17 protein-coding genes are annotated in these 17,341 nt (G+C 36.6%); 6 read left to right on the forward strand and 11 right to left on the reverse strand.

Features of this window, described 5'->3' with window-relative positions:
* Positions 1-96: 96 nt before the first annotated feature.
* The 6 genes from EHQ16_RS05315 to EHQ16_RS05345 all read right to left on the reverse strand — a co-directional run bounded on the left by EHQ16_RS05315 (position 97) and on the right by EHQ16_RS05345 (position 4,512).
* A complete protein-coding gene (locus EHQ16_RS05315; protein ID WP_135634933.1) occupies positions 97-402 on the reverse strand; it encodes a hypothetical protein in 306 nt (101 codons plus the stop codon).
* A gap of 345 nt (positions 403-747) precedes the next feature.
* Positions 748-1,353, reverse strand: a complete 606-nt coding sequence (locus EHQ16_RS05325) for a tetratricopeptide repeat protein (RefSeq protein WP_135634931.1) — start codon at positions 1,351-1,353, stop codon at positions 748-750.
* Positions 1,354-2,049: 696 nt separating this feature from the next.
* The gene (locus EHQ16_RS05330; RefSeq protein ID WP_135634929.1) at positions 2,050-2,499 is read right to left on the reverse strand and encodes a GNAT family N-acetyltransferase; all 450 of its coding nucleotides are present in this window, start codon (positions 2,497-2,499) and stop codon (positions 2,050-2,052) included.
* Positions 2,500-2,650: 151 nt separating this feature from the next.
* Positions 2,651-3,352 carry a hypothetical protein gene (locus EHQ16_RS05335; RefSeq protein ID WP_135634927.1) on the reverse strand — a complete coding sequence of 234 codons (702 nt, stop codon included), beginning with the start codon at positions 3,350-3,352 and terminating at the stop codon, positions 2,651-2,653.
* Between the two features lie 69 nt (positions 3,353-3,421).
* Positions 3,422-3,811 carry a DUF1801 domain-containing protein gene (locus EHQ16_RS05340; protein ID WP_135634925.1) on the reverse strand — a complete coding sequence of 130 codons (390 nt, stop codon included), beginning with the start codon at positions 3,809-3,811 and terminating at the stop codon, positions 3,422-3,424.
* Positions 3,812-3,906: 95 nt separating this feature from the next.
* A complete protein-coding gene (locus tag EHQ16_RS05345; protein ID WP_135634923.1) occupies positions 3,907-4,512 on the reverse strand; it encodes a YceI family protein in 606 nt (201 codons plus the stop codon).
* A gap of 77 nt (positions 4,513-4,589) precedes the next feature.
* On the opposite strand from EHQ16_RS05345, the gene EHQ16_RS05350 reads away from it, so the two are divergent.
* The 6 genes from EHQ16_RS05350 (at position 4,590) to EHQ16_RS05375 (ending at position 13,426) form a co-directional block, all read left to right on the forward strand.
* Entirely contained in the window at positions 4,590-6,818 is a 2,229-nt protein-coding gene (locus tag EHQ16_RS05350; protein WP_135634921.1) for an ABC transporter transmembrane domain-containing protein, read from the forward strand.
* Positions 6,819-6,839: 21 nt separating this feature from the next.
* On the forward strand, positions 6,840-8,177 hold the full coding sequence (locus EHQ16_RS05355; protein WP_208742233.1) for an HlyD family secretion protein: 1,338 nt from the start codon (positions 6,840-6,842) through the stop codon (positions 8,175-8,177).
* On the forward strand, positions 8,174-9,670 hold the full coding sequence (locus tag EHQ16_RS05360) for a TolC family protein (protein WP_135634919.1): 1,497 nt from the start codon (positions 8,174-8,176) through the stop codon (positions 9,668-9,670). The genes EHQ16_RS05355 and EHQ16_RS05360 overlap by 4 nt, the downstream gene beginning before the upstream one ends.
* Positions 9,671-9,746: 76 nt before the next feature.
* A complete protein-coding gene (locus EHQ16_RS05365) occupies positions 9,747-11,459 on the forward strand; it encodes a cation:proton antiporter (protein ID WP_135634917.1) in 1,713 nt (570 codons plus the stop codon).
* Between the two features lie 117 nt (positions 11,460-11,576).
* The gene (locus EHQ16_RS05370; RefSeq protein ID WP_135634915.1) at positions 11,577-12,308 is read left to right on the forward strand and encodes an ankyrin repeat domain-containing protein; all 732 of its coding nucleotides are present in this window, start codon (positions 11,577-11,579) and stop codon (positions 12,306-12,308) included.
* A gap of 542 nt (positions 12,309-12,850) precedes the next feature.
* On the forward strand, positions 12,851-13,426 hold the full coding sequence (locus EHQ16_RS05375) for a YdeI/OmpD-associated family protein (protein WP_135634913.1): 576 nt from the start codon (positions 12,851-12,853) through the stop codon (positions 13,424-13,426).
* A 7-nt stretch (positions 13,427-13,433) separates the two neighbouring features.
* Here EHQ16_RS05375 and EHQ16_RS05380 read toward each other — a convergent pair whose 3' ends face one another.
* The 5 genes from EHQ16_RS05380 to EHQ16_RS05400 form a co-directional block, all read right to left on the reverse strand.
* A complete protein-coding gene (locus tag EHQ16_RS05380; protein WP_135634911.1) occupies positions 13,434-14,369 on the reverse strand; it encodes an alpha/beta hydrolase in 936 nt (311 codons plus the stop codon).
* A 73-nt stretch (positions 14,370-14,442) separates the two neighbouring features.
* On the reverse strand, positions 14,443-15,183 hold the full coding sequence (gene kdsB / locus EHQ16_RS05385) for a 3-deoxy-manno-octulosonate cytidylyltransferase (RefSeq protein ID WP_135634909.1): 741 nt from the start codon (positions 15,181-15,183) through the stop codon (positions 14,443-14,445).
* Positions 15,184-15,187: 4 nt separating this feature from the next.
* On the reverse strand, positions 15,188-15,715 hold the full coding sequence (locus EHQ16_RS05390) for a flagellar basal body-associated FliL family protein (protein ID WP_002972703.1): 528 nt from the start codon (positions 15,713-15,715) through the stop codon (positions 15,188-15,190).
* Between the two features lies 1 nt (position 15,716).
* A complete protein-coding gene (motB, locus tag EHQ16_RS05395; protein WP_135634907.1) occupies positions 15,717-16,547 on the reverse strand; it encodes a flagellar motor protein MotB in 831 nt (276 codons plus the stop codon).
* 9 nt (positions 16,548-16,556) lie between these two features.
* Positions 16,557-17,339 carry a motility protein A gene (locus EHQ16_RS05400; protein WP_135634905.1) on the reverse strand — a complete coding sequence of 261 codons (783 nt, stop codon included), beginning with the start codon at positions 17,337-17,339 and terminating at the stop codon, positions 16,557-16,559.
* Positions 17,340-17,341 lie beyond the last annotated feature (2 nt).

Below are 17,341 nucleotides of genomic sequence, written 5' to 3' on the forward strand. Positions count from 1 at the left end.
GATATTTATTAAAAGATTTGTTTATTATACGCTTAATTATCTATAAAAATGAGATTTATACGAACTACAGGTAAACATTGAAAATGTAAGGGTCAGCTACTTATTGTCAAAAGTATAACACCAAGCAAATAATTCTGCGATTTTTAAGCCAATTTCTGGATGTAATTTTCTGAATTGAGCAATTGCCATTCTTCCCATTTCCGTAGTATTATTGGCTTTATCAAACGCATCTGTCTTATAGAAATCATGCTTTAGTGTTCTTATTTTAGCTAAATATTTACTTCCAAGATCCTTCCCATACTTTTGGATTAATAAATTTTCATCTATCGAAGGATGTATATTCTTACCCCAGCCAACATAAAGAGTCACTGCTTCTTCAAGTTCATTATTTTTAAATATCAAATTACGACTCCTCGATATTGTACTACATAATCAATCAATTCGGCAAATCATGGTTTGTTCTATAATATGGTTCTCTTTCCAGTTTCTATATTAATTGTAGTCATAGATGTAACATCACGGTTCTTTTTTAAAGTAGGATATTCATTTTTTTCTCACGTTGACGGTATTCGCATCATAAACAGGTATATTTATATTCCAATTTTCCAAAGTCATTTCAACAGTTTGGCGACCATTTTGCTTCGTCCAATTAGCAGTAGCTTTGTCACAACCATCAATACCAGACCGTTTGCTTTTCCCTTCAAAACCTTTCTCGTATTGCACCAATTACTTAATTTAAGGAACATCTTATTCGCTATTATTATTTTGCCGAGGTTCAGAAATGTACTTTTTGTTAGTGACTAAATAGGATTCAGCAATGCGTTTTTGCTCAATTAACATTGGCTCATTCCCGCACCTTGAAAGGAATGAGATAAAAGATCCTGCCGCATTTTCCACTTCTCCTAATTTAGAATAGCAGACTGCAATTGCATAAACGAGAGCGCAGGGATCCTTATAACCACCTTTTTCAAGGCCTTCAAGTAAATATGGTAACGAGTCATTATAATTATTTTCATTAAAATAAATCACCCCAAGATTTGCATAGTTTTCACCTTGGGAGTTATCAGCTTCAATAGCTTTTTTTATGTAAAGTTTTGTCATTTCTAAATTACCTAACTGTTGATAAGCAACGGATATCATGATTAAATACCCACTCTTTGATAAAGGATATTTATTCATTAAAAATTCAGAATAACCTATTGCTTCAGTATAATTTCCCTCATCAAAAAGTTGTTTTAGTTTCAATGCTTCAATTTCTCGCTCATCTTTTTTACAACTTACAATTGCCAATATCATCAGTATTGAGACTATTTTTAGTATTAATAAATGTATTCCCTTATCACTAATCTTCATTTTTTTACCTGATCTTTCCCGAGCTTTGGTTTCATTATATCATATAGGGTGAAATTATTTACAGTAAATTTGACAAGGCTCACGAGCCTTAGGATTCAAAAGCATTACTTATAAAACTCAATAAATTATATTTCAATCCAGCCTCAAACCAAATCACTGAATACGTATTGTCGACATTCCGACGACCAAAACAAAACCCTTTTTTGAAACTATTTAATCTAATAATGCCAAGATGAGACGTTGCTCCATCGTATGTATGATCTTTAACATAGTCCAAACAATAATTGCTAGTTGAACTTTCATATTTCTCAATCACATTTGAATTCTTTAATAAATAAAAACCAACATTTCTATTTTCCCTTCCCTGCTGGAATATTTCTGTCCTTCTGAAACAAGTTAAATTACATATGGAAAAATCTTCTGTATCTATATGCATGAATTTCAAAACATCTAAATTTAAGGATGAAATCTTAATTTTACAATAAATTAATAAGAACGTAAATATTAGCATTAAAATGAATACAAATGCAATCCTATTAATTATCTTTATATACATATCATTTTTTTGATTAAGAAGTCAATACTACACCTTGCATTAGAATATTCGAATTCCAATCGGTCAATGTTTGATAAACATGACATGCAGATTTTGAATCTTTGTATGTCAAAAGGAATGTGATTATCCAAACGCATTTTTTAACTCAACGGATACGTAAAATGAATCACCTCCTCTGGTAATCCTCCCGTTGCTCTATAAAAATCCAAAGCATAATCATCCACCAAATCTGCTTGGACAAATACTTCTTCTGCTCCCATCTTTTTACAATAAACATTAATCGCTTCGATAAGTGATTTGCCAATTCCTTGCCGTTGGTATTTGGTAAGGACAGCTAGGTCAAAAATGTAAACTAAAGGTTTTTCAGAATAATATTGACTAAGTGTATATGCAGTCAAACCACCAATCACTTGATTCTGAGAGATAGAAACAAAAACAAAAAAATCATCCCTATCCAATAAAGTTTGAAGATAATAAGAACTTGGCATTTGAAAGTTTTTCATTTCAAAGACATCTTCAAAGACTCGAATGAGCTCTATAAATTGACTTAATTCACTAGAAGACAGTTTTTTAATTTCTATATTATCCATATTCATCCTTTCAATTAAGAACCAGTGGAGACGACCTTCTCTGAACCTTAGGGACTGGCCACGTAACTTGTGTATCCAAGCAAGTGCCGTAGCGCATCGTTTACAAATTTTAAATTTTGATCTATCAAACTTTCAAATTTTTTTGATTGATTCAACATCCTTTTGGATAGAACCAAACATTTGGAGTTCCATTATCGTCAGTAATTTTTAACCAACCACTATATTTGTTTAATACTTTTGCGTTTGAACCGCAGTCTTGCTCATCATCAGAATATTCATTAACATTTACTTTAGCCCAATTTTCGCTAATCTGGCCGGTAAGTATAATTTCAAACTTTTGATTCTTTACCAATACAATTTTATTTCCATTTTTATCTGGTATAGACCTAAGATTTAAAGGAATTAGCGGATATAGATGTTTTTGATATTGTAGTAAAAAATTATTCCATAGAAAATATTTTAAATCGTTTTTGGTGAGATCACTTTTATTAAGCCAAATAGGAAAATTTATAGATTCTGATTTTATTTCATAAAAATTCTCTGATGTTGAATAGATGATAATTGCCAAACCGTCATAGGCAATCATTTCAGTTTTTACAAATGTTTTACTATTATTTATGGATAAAATTACGTTTGAGTTTAAAGAACTTATTTCTCCAATTATATTCTTTTTCGAATTGTAAACTTTTAATGCTAAATTTTCCGGAAAATGTAATCTTTCACCATGAGGATTTAGAGTTTTATGTATCAAAATACCTATTCCAGGTGATTTAAGGTCGCTTCCGTATATTGTCTTTGCCTGTGCAAAACAAAGATATAAGGAAATGATTAATGTAAAATATATACTTTTCATATATTTTTAAAAATGCCGTATAACGAACTTTATATAGGTAATGCCTATAAATGTCCCTGTTACTGGTGATTACTTCAATCGTTCCAGGACACCTTTTCGTTTCACAATATTTTTATAGTCCCATTGGATTTTTTTCGACTGGCTGAGCCAACGTTTCAGGTCTTTTTTCTTGATTTGACTAACATCTGTATATCGGGCTTCTGCTGCTTTAAAACTTCCTTCTGGTTCTAGTCCTTCTCCTTCAAAACTTTGGCCACTCCAAAACAAAAGACGAATACAAGTTTTTAATTTACTATAACCAACAATGGGATTCCCATCCAAAAACCAAACGGGATGAGCATGCCAAATTTTCTTTTCAGCTTTCGGTAAGTTTAAATTGATTTCCTGATACAGAAGATCACAAATTTCCTTATCTGTTGGTGATTGGGATTTATTATATGTTTCGATCTCTTTACTCATCTAGATACAACTCCCACCTTTTTTGCTGATACAAAATAAAATATAAAGTGTCCAAACCGATAGGGAAGTTCCCAAAAACGATTTGGACTTAACATTTATTTACAAACTTTCTTTAAAGTTGATACAACTTTTACATCAACATTAGGCCAAAGTTTACTCACGCCATCAGAACCTTTATGTAAATCATTACATTCAGCATTTAATTTACTAAGTCCCGATTGTAATCCCAGTGCCACTACATCAACCGTTCCAGTCACTTCGAGAACATCTTCTTTCCAAACAAAATTGACTGGCGCCGTTGTTTTAGCATTTCCGAATCTTAAATTCAGTTTTGCAGTTCCAGTTTCTCCTGTGCTAATGTCAGAAAAGGATCCAGAAATTTTTCCATTCCCTTTTACAGAGCCAAAAAAGAATTTTTTAATTTTTCCATCGCGATCAGGAACACCCGAATTAGCAGTAGAAGAATCAATTTGAAATTGAATTGATTTTACTGCACCAAACTTTGATTTGTCTTTTTGTTTGCCAGTTACCTTGATGGAATCAAACTTGCCTTTAACACCTGTTTTCTCTGTAAATTTGAACGCTGTCCACTCTAATGAGGTTTGGGATGGATCATATTCGTATGTGCAGTTTTCTTGTGCAATCAGTCCGGTGGAAAAATTGAGTGCGATTAGTACCAAAATGGAATAAAAAATTTTCATAGGAACCTCTGGTTGAAAATAGAAAATCTAGAACAAAGTTTTGTCAAGTGTAGTCTAAGGTTCGAATCGCAATTCACATGTTAAAATTTTTACGTTTGTTGGTATTTCATTTTAGGAACCAACTCTTCAAGGCAAAAGAAGAAAGTTTTGATCCAAGACTTTTTTCCCATGAAGATTTGGCAAAATCCGTTTTAGACTTTTTATCGGAGTCTTTGCACATCCATTCTGTCCCAAGTCAAATTATAGAAGGGTTTCGTTCCCTTAGAAGTAAATATAGAATCCTTTCCAATCAGAATTTTTATGAATTTCTTTTTGCAGCATCACACCAATACCAAATCCGCCTTAATATCGTCCAAAAAACATTACAAGACATAAAGTCTTTTATCTCCCAAGACTCACCATTTGTTTTTCAAACTCCCAGTGAAACTCATAACTTATCTGAATTTTACGCAATTATCAGTTACCAAACTTCTTCCTATTTAGTAAAACCTCTACATGGATTTGACAATGAAGGAGAATGGTATTCCGAAAAAGAATTAATGAAATTCATCGGAATCAAATCAAATAAAGATTCTGTAGATTGGATCATTGCCGAACCTACTTTTCCATTTACAACAAACAAAGAAGTTACCGGTTCCCATTCTGCTGTTAAAAATGCATTAAAACAAATTTCACATTTGATCCGAATGGAATCCAAAGATGTTTGGATTGTTTTTATTTACGGAATTGGAATTGGAATTTTATCTTTAGTTGTACCTGTTGCAACTTCCTCACTTGTTAATATTGTAGCCTTTGGAGTTTTAATCCAACCAGTTATCATATTAACATTGTTAGTTGTATTTTTCCTTGGATTTGCTGGGGCCATGCAAACCATCCAAATCTATGTTGTGGAAATCTTACAAAGACGTGTGTTTGTTAGAATTGCTACAGAGTTTGCTGTCAAATTTCCTAAAATCAGACAGGATGTTTTGGACAAACACCACAACCCAGAACTTGTGAATCGTTTTTTTGATACAATGACAATTCAAAAGTCCATTCATTCCTTATTAGTTGATGGTTTATCCGTAGTTCTAACTACAGTCATTGGTTTTGTTCTGATTTCCTTTTATCACCCTATCTTTATCGTATTTTCTTTTCTCATTTTATTTATTGGTGGGTATTGGGTTACGTATCGATTAGGAAAACCAGCCGCAGAAAACTATATCAAAATTTCGAAAGAAAAATACAAAGTCGCGGCATGGCTAGAAGAAATATCCAGACATTCTGCCCTCTTCCATTCTACCTTTGGTTCCAATTTTGCTTTGGACAAAGCGGATTCCTTCATCAGAGATTATTTGTATGCTAGGAAAAAATACTTTTTTAATTATATCCGCCAAATCATTGGACTTGTTGGGATCCAAGCATTGGCAAGTGCCATCGTACTTGGGTTAGGTGGTTATTTAGTCATCCATAGACAACTTACCATTGGACAACTAGTAGCGGCCGAACTTGTCATTGCAAAAGTACTCAGTGATATATCCAAATTCGGCAAACAATTAGACAGTTTTTATAGTTTGATTGCGGCTGTTGATAAAATCAATTCCGTATTCCACTTACCAACAATTCCAGTCAAAACGGTAGAATTTGAAATTCCGGAAGGGCCAATCCAAGTGCAACTTTCTGGAATCAATTATTCTCTCACCAACGGTCACAAAATTTTTAACAAATTTGATTTAAAAGTAACACCTGGTAAATCCATCGGAATCTCATCTAACACACCGTATGATGCTCATATTTTATTAGATCTGATCTGTGGGATGCGAACACCAACATCCGGAATTGTTGAATACAACCACCAAAACATCCATGAAGTTTCTAAAGAACAGATTCATTCTTTTACTTTTTTGATTCGCGGAAATGAAATCTTCGAAGGAACCATTCTCGAAAACATTCGTGTGGGTAGAGAAGAAATCTCTCTAATCGAAATCAGACAACTTTTAGAAGAATTAGGTATTTGGGAAACCATCCAATCCCTCCCTAATGGAATCCATACCCCACTTTTGACATTTGGTCATCCCTTTGATACGATCCAAACCACTGTGATTTCTATCGCCCGGGCAATTCTTGGAAAACCAAAACTTTTGTTAATTGATGGGAACTTAGATCTTTTACCTCCACACCTACTTACTGCTTGTCTCAAAGTTTTGTTACAAAAAAATAGGAACTGGACTCTACTTGTTGTGTCAAAATCACCAAATCTTCTTTCACAAATGGATCAGATTTTGCGATTGGAAACAGATTCCCATTCCTTAAAGGTAAACTCTTAAGTTTGGTTGATAAAAACTGATATGTCACAAAAATGGAAACTTCATAAAAATTTACCTTCCTATCGTTTGGTACAAACAGCTTTGCCTGCACAAAGCCTTGCTTATCTACTTACCATCATTTTCTTTTTGAGTCTTCTCATTCTATTATACGTTCCTTGGCAACAAACTACGATGGGATTTGGAAGGGTTGTTGCTTATGCACCCCTAGACCGTCAACAAGTCATCGAATCTCCCATCAGTGGACGTGTTGTAAAATGGCATGTACACGAAGGAACAAGAGTCAAAAAGGGAGATCCAATCATTGATATTTCCGATAACGATCCAAATTTTATTAGTAGGATCCGGGAAGAAAAAAATGCACTTTTACAACGATTAGAAGCAGCAAGAGCCAGAGAAGATAACATTCGTTCGCGGATCATTAGTTTACGTTCTTCCCGAGGTAGTGCTGTGGATGCGGCAGACTCCAGAAGGATGATGGCAAAAGATCGAGTACGTGCCAGCGAACAAGCAGTAGATGCAGCAAAGGCTGCTTTAAAAACTGCCAATCTTAATTTAGATCGTCAAAAACAATTGTGGGAAAAAGGCCTCACGTCCAAACGAACATTGGAACTGGCAGAACTAGAACATACCAATGCAGAGACGGGTCTTGATCGCGCAAAAGCAACCTACGATGCAGCCATCAAAGAAGAAAGGGCTTTGTACAGCGATACGGGAAAAGTGGCCCAAGATGCAGAAGCATCCATCAATGATGCAAAAGCATCCTTAGCATCAGCACAATCCGAAGTGGCTCGTGTTTTGGAAGACCTTCCTAAACTCGAAGCTAGGTTATCTAGACAAGAAACCCAAGAAATATTTGCCCCTAGAGACGGAACCATCATGCGAATTTTGGTGAACCCTGACACCCAACAAGTAAAAGAAGGGGACGGGGTTGCAATTCTTGTTCCCGATGCGGAAGACAAAGCAGTAGAACTTTTTATCTCCGGCAACGATATACCACTCGTTGGTGAAGGAAGAAAGGTTCGATTACAATTCCAAGGATACCCTGTTTTACAAATCAGCGGTTGGCCTGAAACTGCTGTGGGAACTTTTGGTGGAACTGTTAAACTTGTTGATATTACTGACAATGGCTCTGGAAATTTCCGAGTGCTTGTCATTCCCGATAGAGATGATAGAAAATGGCCGTCTAGCCGTTATCTCAGACAAGGAGTAAGAGCCAAAGGTTGGATTTTTCTTAACCGTGTGAGTGTTGGTTATGAACTATGGAGAAGGTTTAACGACTTCCCACCAAACTTACCAATGGATGACCCAGAAATGAAATCATTGTTAGATGAAACTGGAAGTGGGGATAAGGTCAAATGATTCGTAGACTAAATCAATCCCTACTCGCGTTCCTTTGTCCTTTTGGAATGTTTTTTGCCTTTGTCATAGAGGCAGATCCAACACGTGATCCATTTGAATCCTTACATGGCCCAAACATATATTCTCAGGATTATATCAACCAACAACCTGGGGTACTCACGTTAGGTGAACTTTTGAAGTCCGTAGAGAAATCTTATCCATTAGTTCTTGCAGCAGAAAAACTTTTAACGGAAGCCGAGTACAACTATCTCGCAGCCGAAGGGGCCTTTGATTTACAATTTAAATCAATGGGAACCACAAAACCTATGGGTTATTATACAAACAATGCTGCAGATGCTGTATTTGAAAAACCAACACCACTTGGGGGAACTTCCTTTTTCGCTGGTTATCGGATTGGGCGTGGAACCTTTCCCGTTTATGATGGGAGGAGAGAAACAAACGATCATGGTGAAGTTCGGGCGGGTGCTATCTTTCCCCTGATGCGCAATCGAGAGATTGATAAAAACAGAGCCGATATCAAAAAGGCAGACCTTGACCGAAGACTGGCTGAACTCTCCATTCAAAAACTGAAAATCGAAGTTACGAAAGAGGCCACAAGAAGGTATTGGAAATGGGTGGCCAGTGGCCAAGAATATTTGGTCAACAAAGACTTGTTAGCAATAGCAAAAAACAGACAAGATCAAATTTCCCAACGTATTAAGTTAGGTGACATCCCAAAAATGGAAGGAACGGAAAATGACCGCGCCATTTTACAAAGAGAATCTCAATTTGTTTCTGCAGAACGAGAGATGCAAAAAGCTGCTATCGATTTATCTTTATTCTTACGTGCCCCCGATGGAAATTTAATCCTTCCGACAACGAACAGATTGCCCATTGGATTTCCGAAACCCATTGATTATAAAAAAGTGGAATTGGAAAAAAGTATCAAACTCGCTTGGAAATTCAGACCGGAACTACAAGACTTCGAATTCAAACGAGACAAAGTTCGAGTAGACCAGGACATGGGATACAATTCATTAAAACCGCAAGTGGATTTAGTGGTCGCAGGTTCCCAAGACTTTGGGCCAGGTTCTGTCACAAAGGCCAAACCGGAACTCGAAGCCTCTCTCATCCTGAACATTCCCATCCAAACCAAAAGGCCGAGAGGTCTTATTGGTGCCGCTGAAGCAAAGATTGCCCAACTGGATCAAGAATTACAATTTTCAAAAGACAAAATCAAAACGGAAGTCCAAGATTCCATATCTGAGGTGATTGCTTCAGCAAAACGCGTAACAGTGACTCAAAATGAAGTCGAACTTGCACGAAAATTAGAAGAGATGGAAAGAGAACGATTTGCACTAGGTGATTCCACTCTGCTATTCGTGAACATTCGTGAACAAACAAGCGCGGAAGCTGCAGTTCGAGAAATTAAGGCCTTGTACGATCACCATGTAGCCATTGCCCATTTCCAAGCTTCCACAGCTTCAATCCTACAAATTTCTCCATTTCCTTAATCTGATTTATTGTTCAGAAAAAAAACGACTTTCACTACTCAATGAATTTCTAAACTTCTTCCTAAAGAAGGTTTCTATGCACGGGGAAGAGTCGCTATTACAAGACATCGGTCTTAGTATTATTTTCGCTACAGTCTTAAGTCACATTGCCAGAGTCCTCAAACAACCGTTAATTTTAGGTTATATTATCGGTGGGGCTATGCTCGGCAAGGAAATGGGTTTTGAGCTTGTCACCAATGAAGCAAGTATCGAACTCATTTCAGAAATTGGACTCATCCTACTACTTTTCATCATCGGATTAGAAATCAACTTGGCTGAACTCGCAAAAATGGGTAAGGCTATGTTCACTCTGGGAATCCTTCAGTTTACACTTTCCGTTGCCTTTGTATATTCCGTGTTTCCTTTTTTCGGGCTGTCCATCGGTTCTGAAAAATTTGATCTCCTCTATATTGCTGTCGCACTCTCCCTTAGTTCTACACTAATCGTTGTTAAGTTACTACAGGACAAAGTTGAAATCAATACCCTCTCAGGAAAACTAACCGTAGGGGTTTTGGTTTTTCAAGACATTTGGGCCATTTTGTTTATGGGGGTCCAACCTAACTTAAACAACCCTGAAATCTTAAAAATTCTCACTTCTGTTGGGATCATCGTTTTACTCATCGCCTTTAGTTTTAGTGTCAGTCGTTACGTTTTAGCTAAGTTGTACAAAGCCTGCGCGAGTAGCCCAGAACTCATTCTATTAACATCAATTATGTGGTGTTTTTTTGTTTGTGGGATTGCAGGTAAAGTGGGACTATCCAAAGAAATGGGTGCTCTTGTTGCCGGTATGAGTATTGCAGCTTTCCCTTATGGTGCCGATGTCATATCCAAACTGATTGGTATCCGAGACTTTTTTGTGACTCTATTCTTTGTGGCTCTCGGACTAAAAGTACCTCTTCCTAGTTTGGAAGTCATCGGACTATCAGCAGCTATCATCACTCTTATGTTATTTGTAAGGATGATTACCATTGCTCCTGTCATCATCAAACTTAACAAAGGGGTTCGAAATGGTTTCTTAACTGCACTCAACCTAGCACAGATTTCAGAATTCTCTCTCGTTATTTTAGCGTTAGGTGCCGGATTCGAACACATCACTCCAAAACTACAAGCGGTGATTTTAACTTCGACCATCATTGCATCAGTTCTCTCCACATACATCATTATGTATAACCATAACATAGCGGCGACGTTCGAAAGATTACTTGCTCGTGTAGGAATTTCTGACCAAGCGGAAGAATCTGGAAAGGATGACAAATCAGGTCACGGTGGGCATGGAGGACATGGTGATGGAATGGTGCGAGACATCATTGTCCTTGGATATTTCCGAATTGCTCGGGCCTTTGTGGAATACTTAGAAGACTTATCTCCGTCCCTTATCAAACGGATCATCATTGCTGACTACAATCCGGCCTTCAAAGAGGAACTCACAAACAAAGGATTCCTTTGGGCCTATGCCGACCTTGCCCATCCGGATTCTTTATCTCATATTGGCCTTCATGACGCTTCGATGGTCATCTGCACCATTTCTGACTCGTTCTTAAAAGGAACCAATAACAACCGTTTGCTTTCTACTCTTAGCAAACTCGCACCCAACGCAAAAATCATTCTCACTAGTGATGAACCAGGGGAAGCTAAAAAGTTAGTGGCGGATGGAGCCCAAAAAGTCATCATCCCCGGAGTAATCACTGGAGAATTTTTGTATGACTATATCTCTCGAGGGATGAGAAATAACGAAAGAGAAGTATCGTAATTTTTTTCCTTTACAAATGGATTAGAATCAAATGGTCTCTGTTTAAAACAGAGACTCCATTGAATACTGTTATGCGAAAGTTTACAATCTCATTAAAAATTAAAAAAGGATAAAAACATGAAGAACATATTACTAATATTTCTAGTTATTTTAGTTGTAGGATGCTCAAGTTCTGCAGATAAAATCGTAAAAAAGTATAACCAAAGTATGACTGTATCTGATCAAGAAAGAACTAATTGGTTTCCGAATGCTGAAAGCGTTAACAAATACGATAAAAGTTACAAGTCTCCTCTCTATTATACTGCTAGTTATGGTGACTTTGATACATTCAATCATCTAATCAATATTGGTGCTGATTATCAAATTAAAGATTTATTTGGAAATAATCTACTTAGCGTCGCTTCTGGACTTATGAGGTATGATGACAATTGTAAGAATCAATGCCTAGAAAATAGAATTAGCAGTAAATTGAAAATTATCAAAATTCTTAAAAACAAAGGTCTTTCTCCACTAAACGCAGAAGGCGAAAACGTAGCCGTGATTTCTGCAATTAGTTCATCCTTTTTCGAACCTATCCCTCTACTATTTTCCGAAACGGATTTAAAAAACAAATCAACTCGTTTAGGGAACGAACTCGTCGGCTGTTATCGACCAGATGAAGATCTTTATTATTCTGGATTCCAAGATCAGGCGGAAACAAGATATCGAGACAAAATTAAAATCTTAAATTTTTTCCAAAACAAAGGTGTTAAGTTTGATAAAGGGAGAATTTGTAAATTAGAAGGTTTTGAAAAAGGTAATCTTCTTAAAATCAAACTAGAATTTATCGCACTAGCAAAACAAATGTAATTCCTTAAAGCAAACTTTCGTATAACAGCAAGGAAACGCTGCATTTCTGGACAAACCATAGCCCGGTCTGCAATAGTTTGTTATGCGAAAGTTTTAAGAACTTATGTCTTTATTAATTGCACATACACAAGAAGTTATTTATTTTTATACTGTATTTGCAATTTTTCTATATATCATTTGTTCCATTCTAAAAAATTGGATCTCCATGTATTTCTTCAAATATTCTTTACATCCATTTTGCTTTTTCCTAGGTGATTGTATCGGATTACTTGGATATATTTTCTTCTCAGATTATATTTACGATAATCAAATCATTGGAGATTCGGAGGTAATTGCATTTTTCGTTCCTTTTTTCCCATTTATATTGAGCCATTTTATAATTTTTTATTTCTTTTCACCCAAAAATACAAAAACAAACTTATTCAAAAAATCTTTACTGATAGGAATGATAACCCCTAGTATATTTTGGATTTGCTCAGATCTTATTAATGAAATTATTAAGTAAGAAAAAATATTGTGATTAGCAGCTAAATGCAATATTTATGACTCAATTAGATACAATACCAACGATAGAATTTAAATCACAAAAAACTTTTGAAACTTGGCTTGATAAGAATCACAAAAGTTCTAATGGAATTTGGTTAAAAATATTTAAAAAAGATTCCGGAATCAAAACCATCAGTTACGCAGAAGCCCTTGATGTTGCACTATGTTATGGTTGGATTGATAGCCAAAAACAAAAGTTTGACGAACAGGCATGGTTGCAAAAATTCTCTCCCCGAAAAGCCAAAAGCATTTGGTCAAAAGTCAACATTGGACATGTTGAAAGATTAACCAATGAAGGAAAAATGAAACCTGCTGGATTAAAGGCAGTCGAAGAAGCTAAAGCAGATAGTAGATGGGAAAAGGCATACGATTCACCAAGTAAAATGAGTGTGCCAGATGATTTTTTATCAGCACTCAGCAAAAACAAAAAAGCAGAAAAGTTCTTCAAGAGTCTCAATAAGACAAATCTTTTCTCTATTGGATTTCGAATTCACACAGCAAAAAAAATAGAAACAAGAGAAAAACGAATCAAAGATATTATTGAAAAGTTAGCAAAAGGGGAAAAACTTTAATGGCTTGTTATATGCTATGTAGTTTATTTAAATTGGTCAGAAATTCCATAATATATTTCTTCCAATCTTGTTTATTCGAAGCGTAAAGGTAATCATGAGATGCCTTTGAAATAATTGCTAAGGATTTATACGATTTTGTATTATATACAATTCGTTGAATATCTTCAAGAAATACCCTGTTATCTTTTTCACCAATTAAATATAAAACCGGGATATTTAACTCTTTTGCATATTTGTATGGATTGAATGCTAAAAGATTTGTAAATAGAGTAACACTCCCAAATAAAACCAAAAATTCAGCAAAAGGAAAGTAGGGAATTTTTAGAATTCTAAATCTATTTCTGGTTGTATTTAGAAAAGAATCAAACGGAGCCTGAAGAATGATAGCTGCAGGATCAATTTTGTATTTATAAATTGCCCGAAGAATCGCAACGCTACCTAAGGAATGACCAAACAGAATTATTTTTTTGTTCTTATATTTGTGTTTAAAAAGATTAAAAATTTGGAAGACGTCTTTTGATTCATAAGTTCCCATTCCTGTATAAGATTCGGAAGATTGACCACTTCCACGAAAATCTACTAATACTGTAGAGTATCCATTCGAAATAAAGAATTCTGATTCATCGAATAATTGCGTTTTTGAAACTGCGTATCCATGAAATAAAATAACAATAGTAGGTGACTTAGTATTTTTAGAAAGCCAGTAGTTAAGTTTTATATTTCTAAATTCTAAGAAGTGAGAAGTATAATTGTTATTAATACGAATGTGGTCGACTGGTTTTGGTATTCTTATTCCTATTAAAAATACTTTTAATAAATCAAGTATCGAAAAATCCTCAGGTTTTTTAGTATTTCCAATTTTGTCTGTAAAATGAGAAAATCGATAAACTTGGTTTAAGAAAAAAGTTATCAATAGAATTATTAGAATTAATGTTAATGTCATTATTATAAACTAGTTACTGCATATCATATAAGAGTAACTAGTTATCCCAAATAATCCGCTGCCAATATTGACTCTAAATCAATCCCTTCTCTTTGAAATCGCGAATCACCACTTCTAAATCGGCAGGGGAATCCACACCCAAGTTGGCTTTATCCGAAAGATAAACGCCAATCGTTGATCCATTCTGCAAAGCACGAAGTTGTTCCAATGACTCTACCGTTTCCCAATCGGAAGTGGGTAGATGGTTATAATTCATTAAAAAATCTCTTTCATAAGCATAAATTCCTAAATGCCGATGGTAAGTTGCCTCACCTTTAAAAGAAGCAGGGATCGGAGAACGAGAAAAATAATTAGCACGTCCGGTTCTGTCAAAGACCACCTTTACTTTGTTAGGATCTTTTGGATCTTCTTGGTGAGTAAAAGGAACTGCCGCTGTGGTCATTTCCCAATTTCTATGTTTGGTTTTTAAAGCCAAAACCCCATCCATGAGATTTGGTTCCATCCCGGGTTCATCGCCTTGGATGTTTAGAATGATTCCGTAGTTAGGAAATTTTTCTGCGACTTCGATGATACGATCTGTGCCGGTCGGATGGTCAGGACTTGTGAGAACCGATTCCCCACCGAAGGCTATGACTGTCTCATGAATTCTTTGGTCATCGGTTGCGACCACCAAACGGTGGATAGATTTAGAAAGGGATGCGTGGTGGTAAGTCCACTGGATCATTGGTTTTGTGCCAATGAGGGCCAGTGGTTTTCCGGGGAGTCTTGTGCTCGCGTAGCGCGCAGGGATCACACCGAGGATTTGGTCGGACATAGTCCTAGTTTACCAAGAACTCGGTAAAGTAAACCTCTTTGATTTTTCCATTGGTCAAAATGTGATTTAAGTGGGCTTTGATTTCCTCACGTAAATCCAATTGGTTGGTAATGGATTTTAAATCGTCTTTTGTTTTACGTGCAATGACAAGGTTAATGATGTTTTGCATTTGAGCCACACGTGCTGCTAGTTCCGCTGAAAGAGCAGGTTGTCCAGATTCAAATCCAAGAGACATCTTTAACTTCACAAAGTGTGATTCACCAACATCAGAAGTATTCACTCTAAATTCTTCTTGAAATGTGTAAACTTCCAAAGGAGGGGGAGCTTTCACAAGAGAGATATTCTTTTGTTGTTTAAACACACTTGTTGCCGTTTTTTGAGCAACAAACATTGATATAACGGTTACAATGATAATTCCAAAAATCGCAGCAGCAATGTACAATAACCATTTGACAATGGGGGACATCCCTGCAGAGGCGGAACTACCTTCGGCTAACCCACCTTCTTCTTCATCTACTTCACGGTCACCCATGTTAAAATTCTCCTTCTACATTTGTTTCAGTGTTCGGCAAACGAGTGTCAGGTAGTCCATATTTACTTTCCCCTGGCGCACGTTTGGTAGACTTCTCAGTAAGAATGATGATATCTACCCTTCTATTAAAAGCTTTCGCTTCTGGTGTACCTTCATTTTCCAATACTAGAGGTCTATAGGATCCAAAACTAACGGCTTGGAACCAACTTGGTTCAATTTCTTCAGAATTGATCATAAAAACGGTAGCATTCACTGCTCTTGCTCCCGCCAAATCCCAGTTATTGATATATTCACGTTCTTCACGACCGGGACGGTTTACAGGATTGACTGCATCGTCATCACTATGTCCTTCTACACGAACAAATCGTTCGAGTCCTTTGATAAGACCAGCTGCTTTTCGTAAAGTTTCACGGATAGAAGGCGTTAGGATGGCTGAACCTGGATAAAAATAATCAGCACCCACAAGAGAAATCACAAGCCCTCTTTCGTTTTCGGAAATCCGAACCTTTCCTGCTTCTACTTCTGGTTTAAATACTTCATGAGCATCTTTTTTTGCTTTGGAAAGGTTACGTCCAACCACTTGGGATGGTAACGATTCAATTTGCATTCCCATTTCTTCCAAAGAACCTTTAGAAAGAGTTTGTCCGCCGGTGAAAAATCCTGTTGTGGATTTGAATGCAGATAGAATGATCTGCATCTCCTTTGCATCTGTTTTACCCGTTGTATACAAAAGGATAAAGAAACAAAGGAGAAGTGTTACCATGTCCCCATAAGTCGCCATGAACTCGGGAACTTTCTGGATGCACTCAGGACATTTTTCTTTTTTAGCCATAACTAAAAATTAATCTCCGTCGTCTTTCAGTGCAGTTCGTTCTGCAGGAGTTAAGAAACTCGCAAGTTTCTCTTTTACAATTCGTGGGTTATCCCCTGATTGAATGGATAAAGTACCTTCTACCATGACTTGTTTGATCACAAGTTCATCTTCAGAGCGGCGTGTTAGTTTTCTCACAATCGGTGCAGCAAATAAGTTCTGTGCAAGTGATCCGTATAATGTTGTAATTAGGGCCGTCGCCATACCTTGTCCAATGGCACTCGCATCCCCACCACCTAAGTTCTTTAACATCCCCACAAGACCCACAAGGGTCCCAAGCATCCCGAACCCTGGCGCAAAACCAGCGTAAGCATCCCACCAGGAACGACCGTACGCATGCCTTGTGGCCGTGTTCCCAATTTCGGTTTCCATAATATTTCGAACCAGTTCGGGATCGGTTCCATCCACTACGAGTTGGATTCCCTTCTTTAAAAATTCTTCCGGAAGTTCATTGATATCATCTTCTAAGGCAAGTAAACCTTCACGACGGGCTTTTTCAGAAAAACTAACGAGTGTCGTAATGAGTCCTGGTAAATCGGAGGGAGGATTTTGGAAGGCTTTTTTGGTAACAGCTCCCACCCCAATGGTAGAGGTCCAAGGAAAAGAAATGATCGTGGCGGCAGCGGCCCCACCAAATGTAATCATCACCGAGGGAATATCGATAAGGTCTGTTAATGCAAGACCCCCCGAAACCACCCCAAGTAACATCAAGGCCAATCCTAAGGCCAAACCAATGACTGTAGCTATATCCATTT

It is taken from the genome of Leptospira kanakyensis (assembly GCF_004769235.1).
GTDB lineage: Bacteria > Spirochaetota > Leptospiria > Leptospirales > Leptospiraceae > Leptospira_A > Leptospira_A kanakyensis.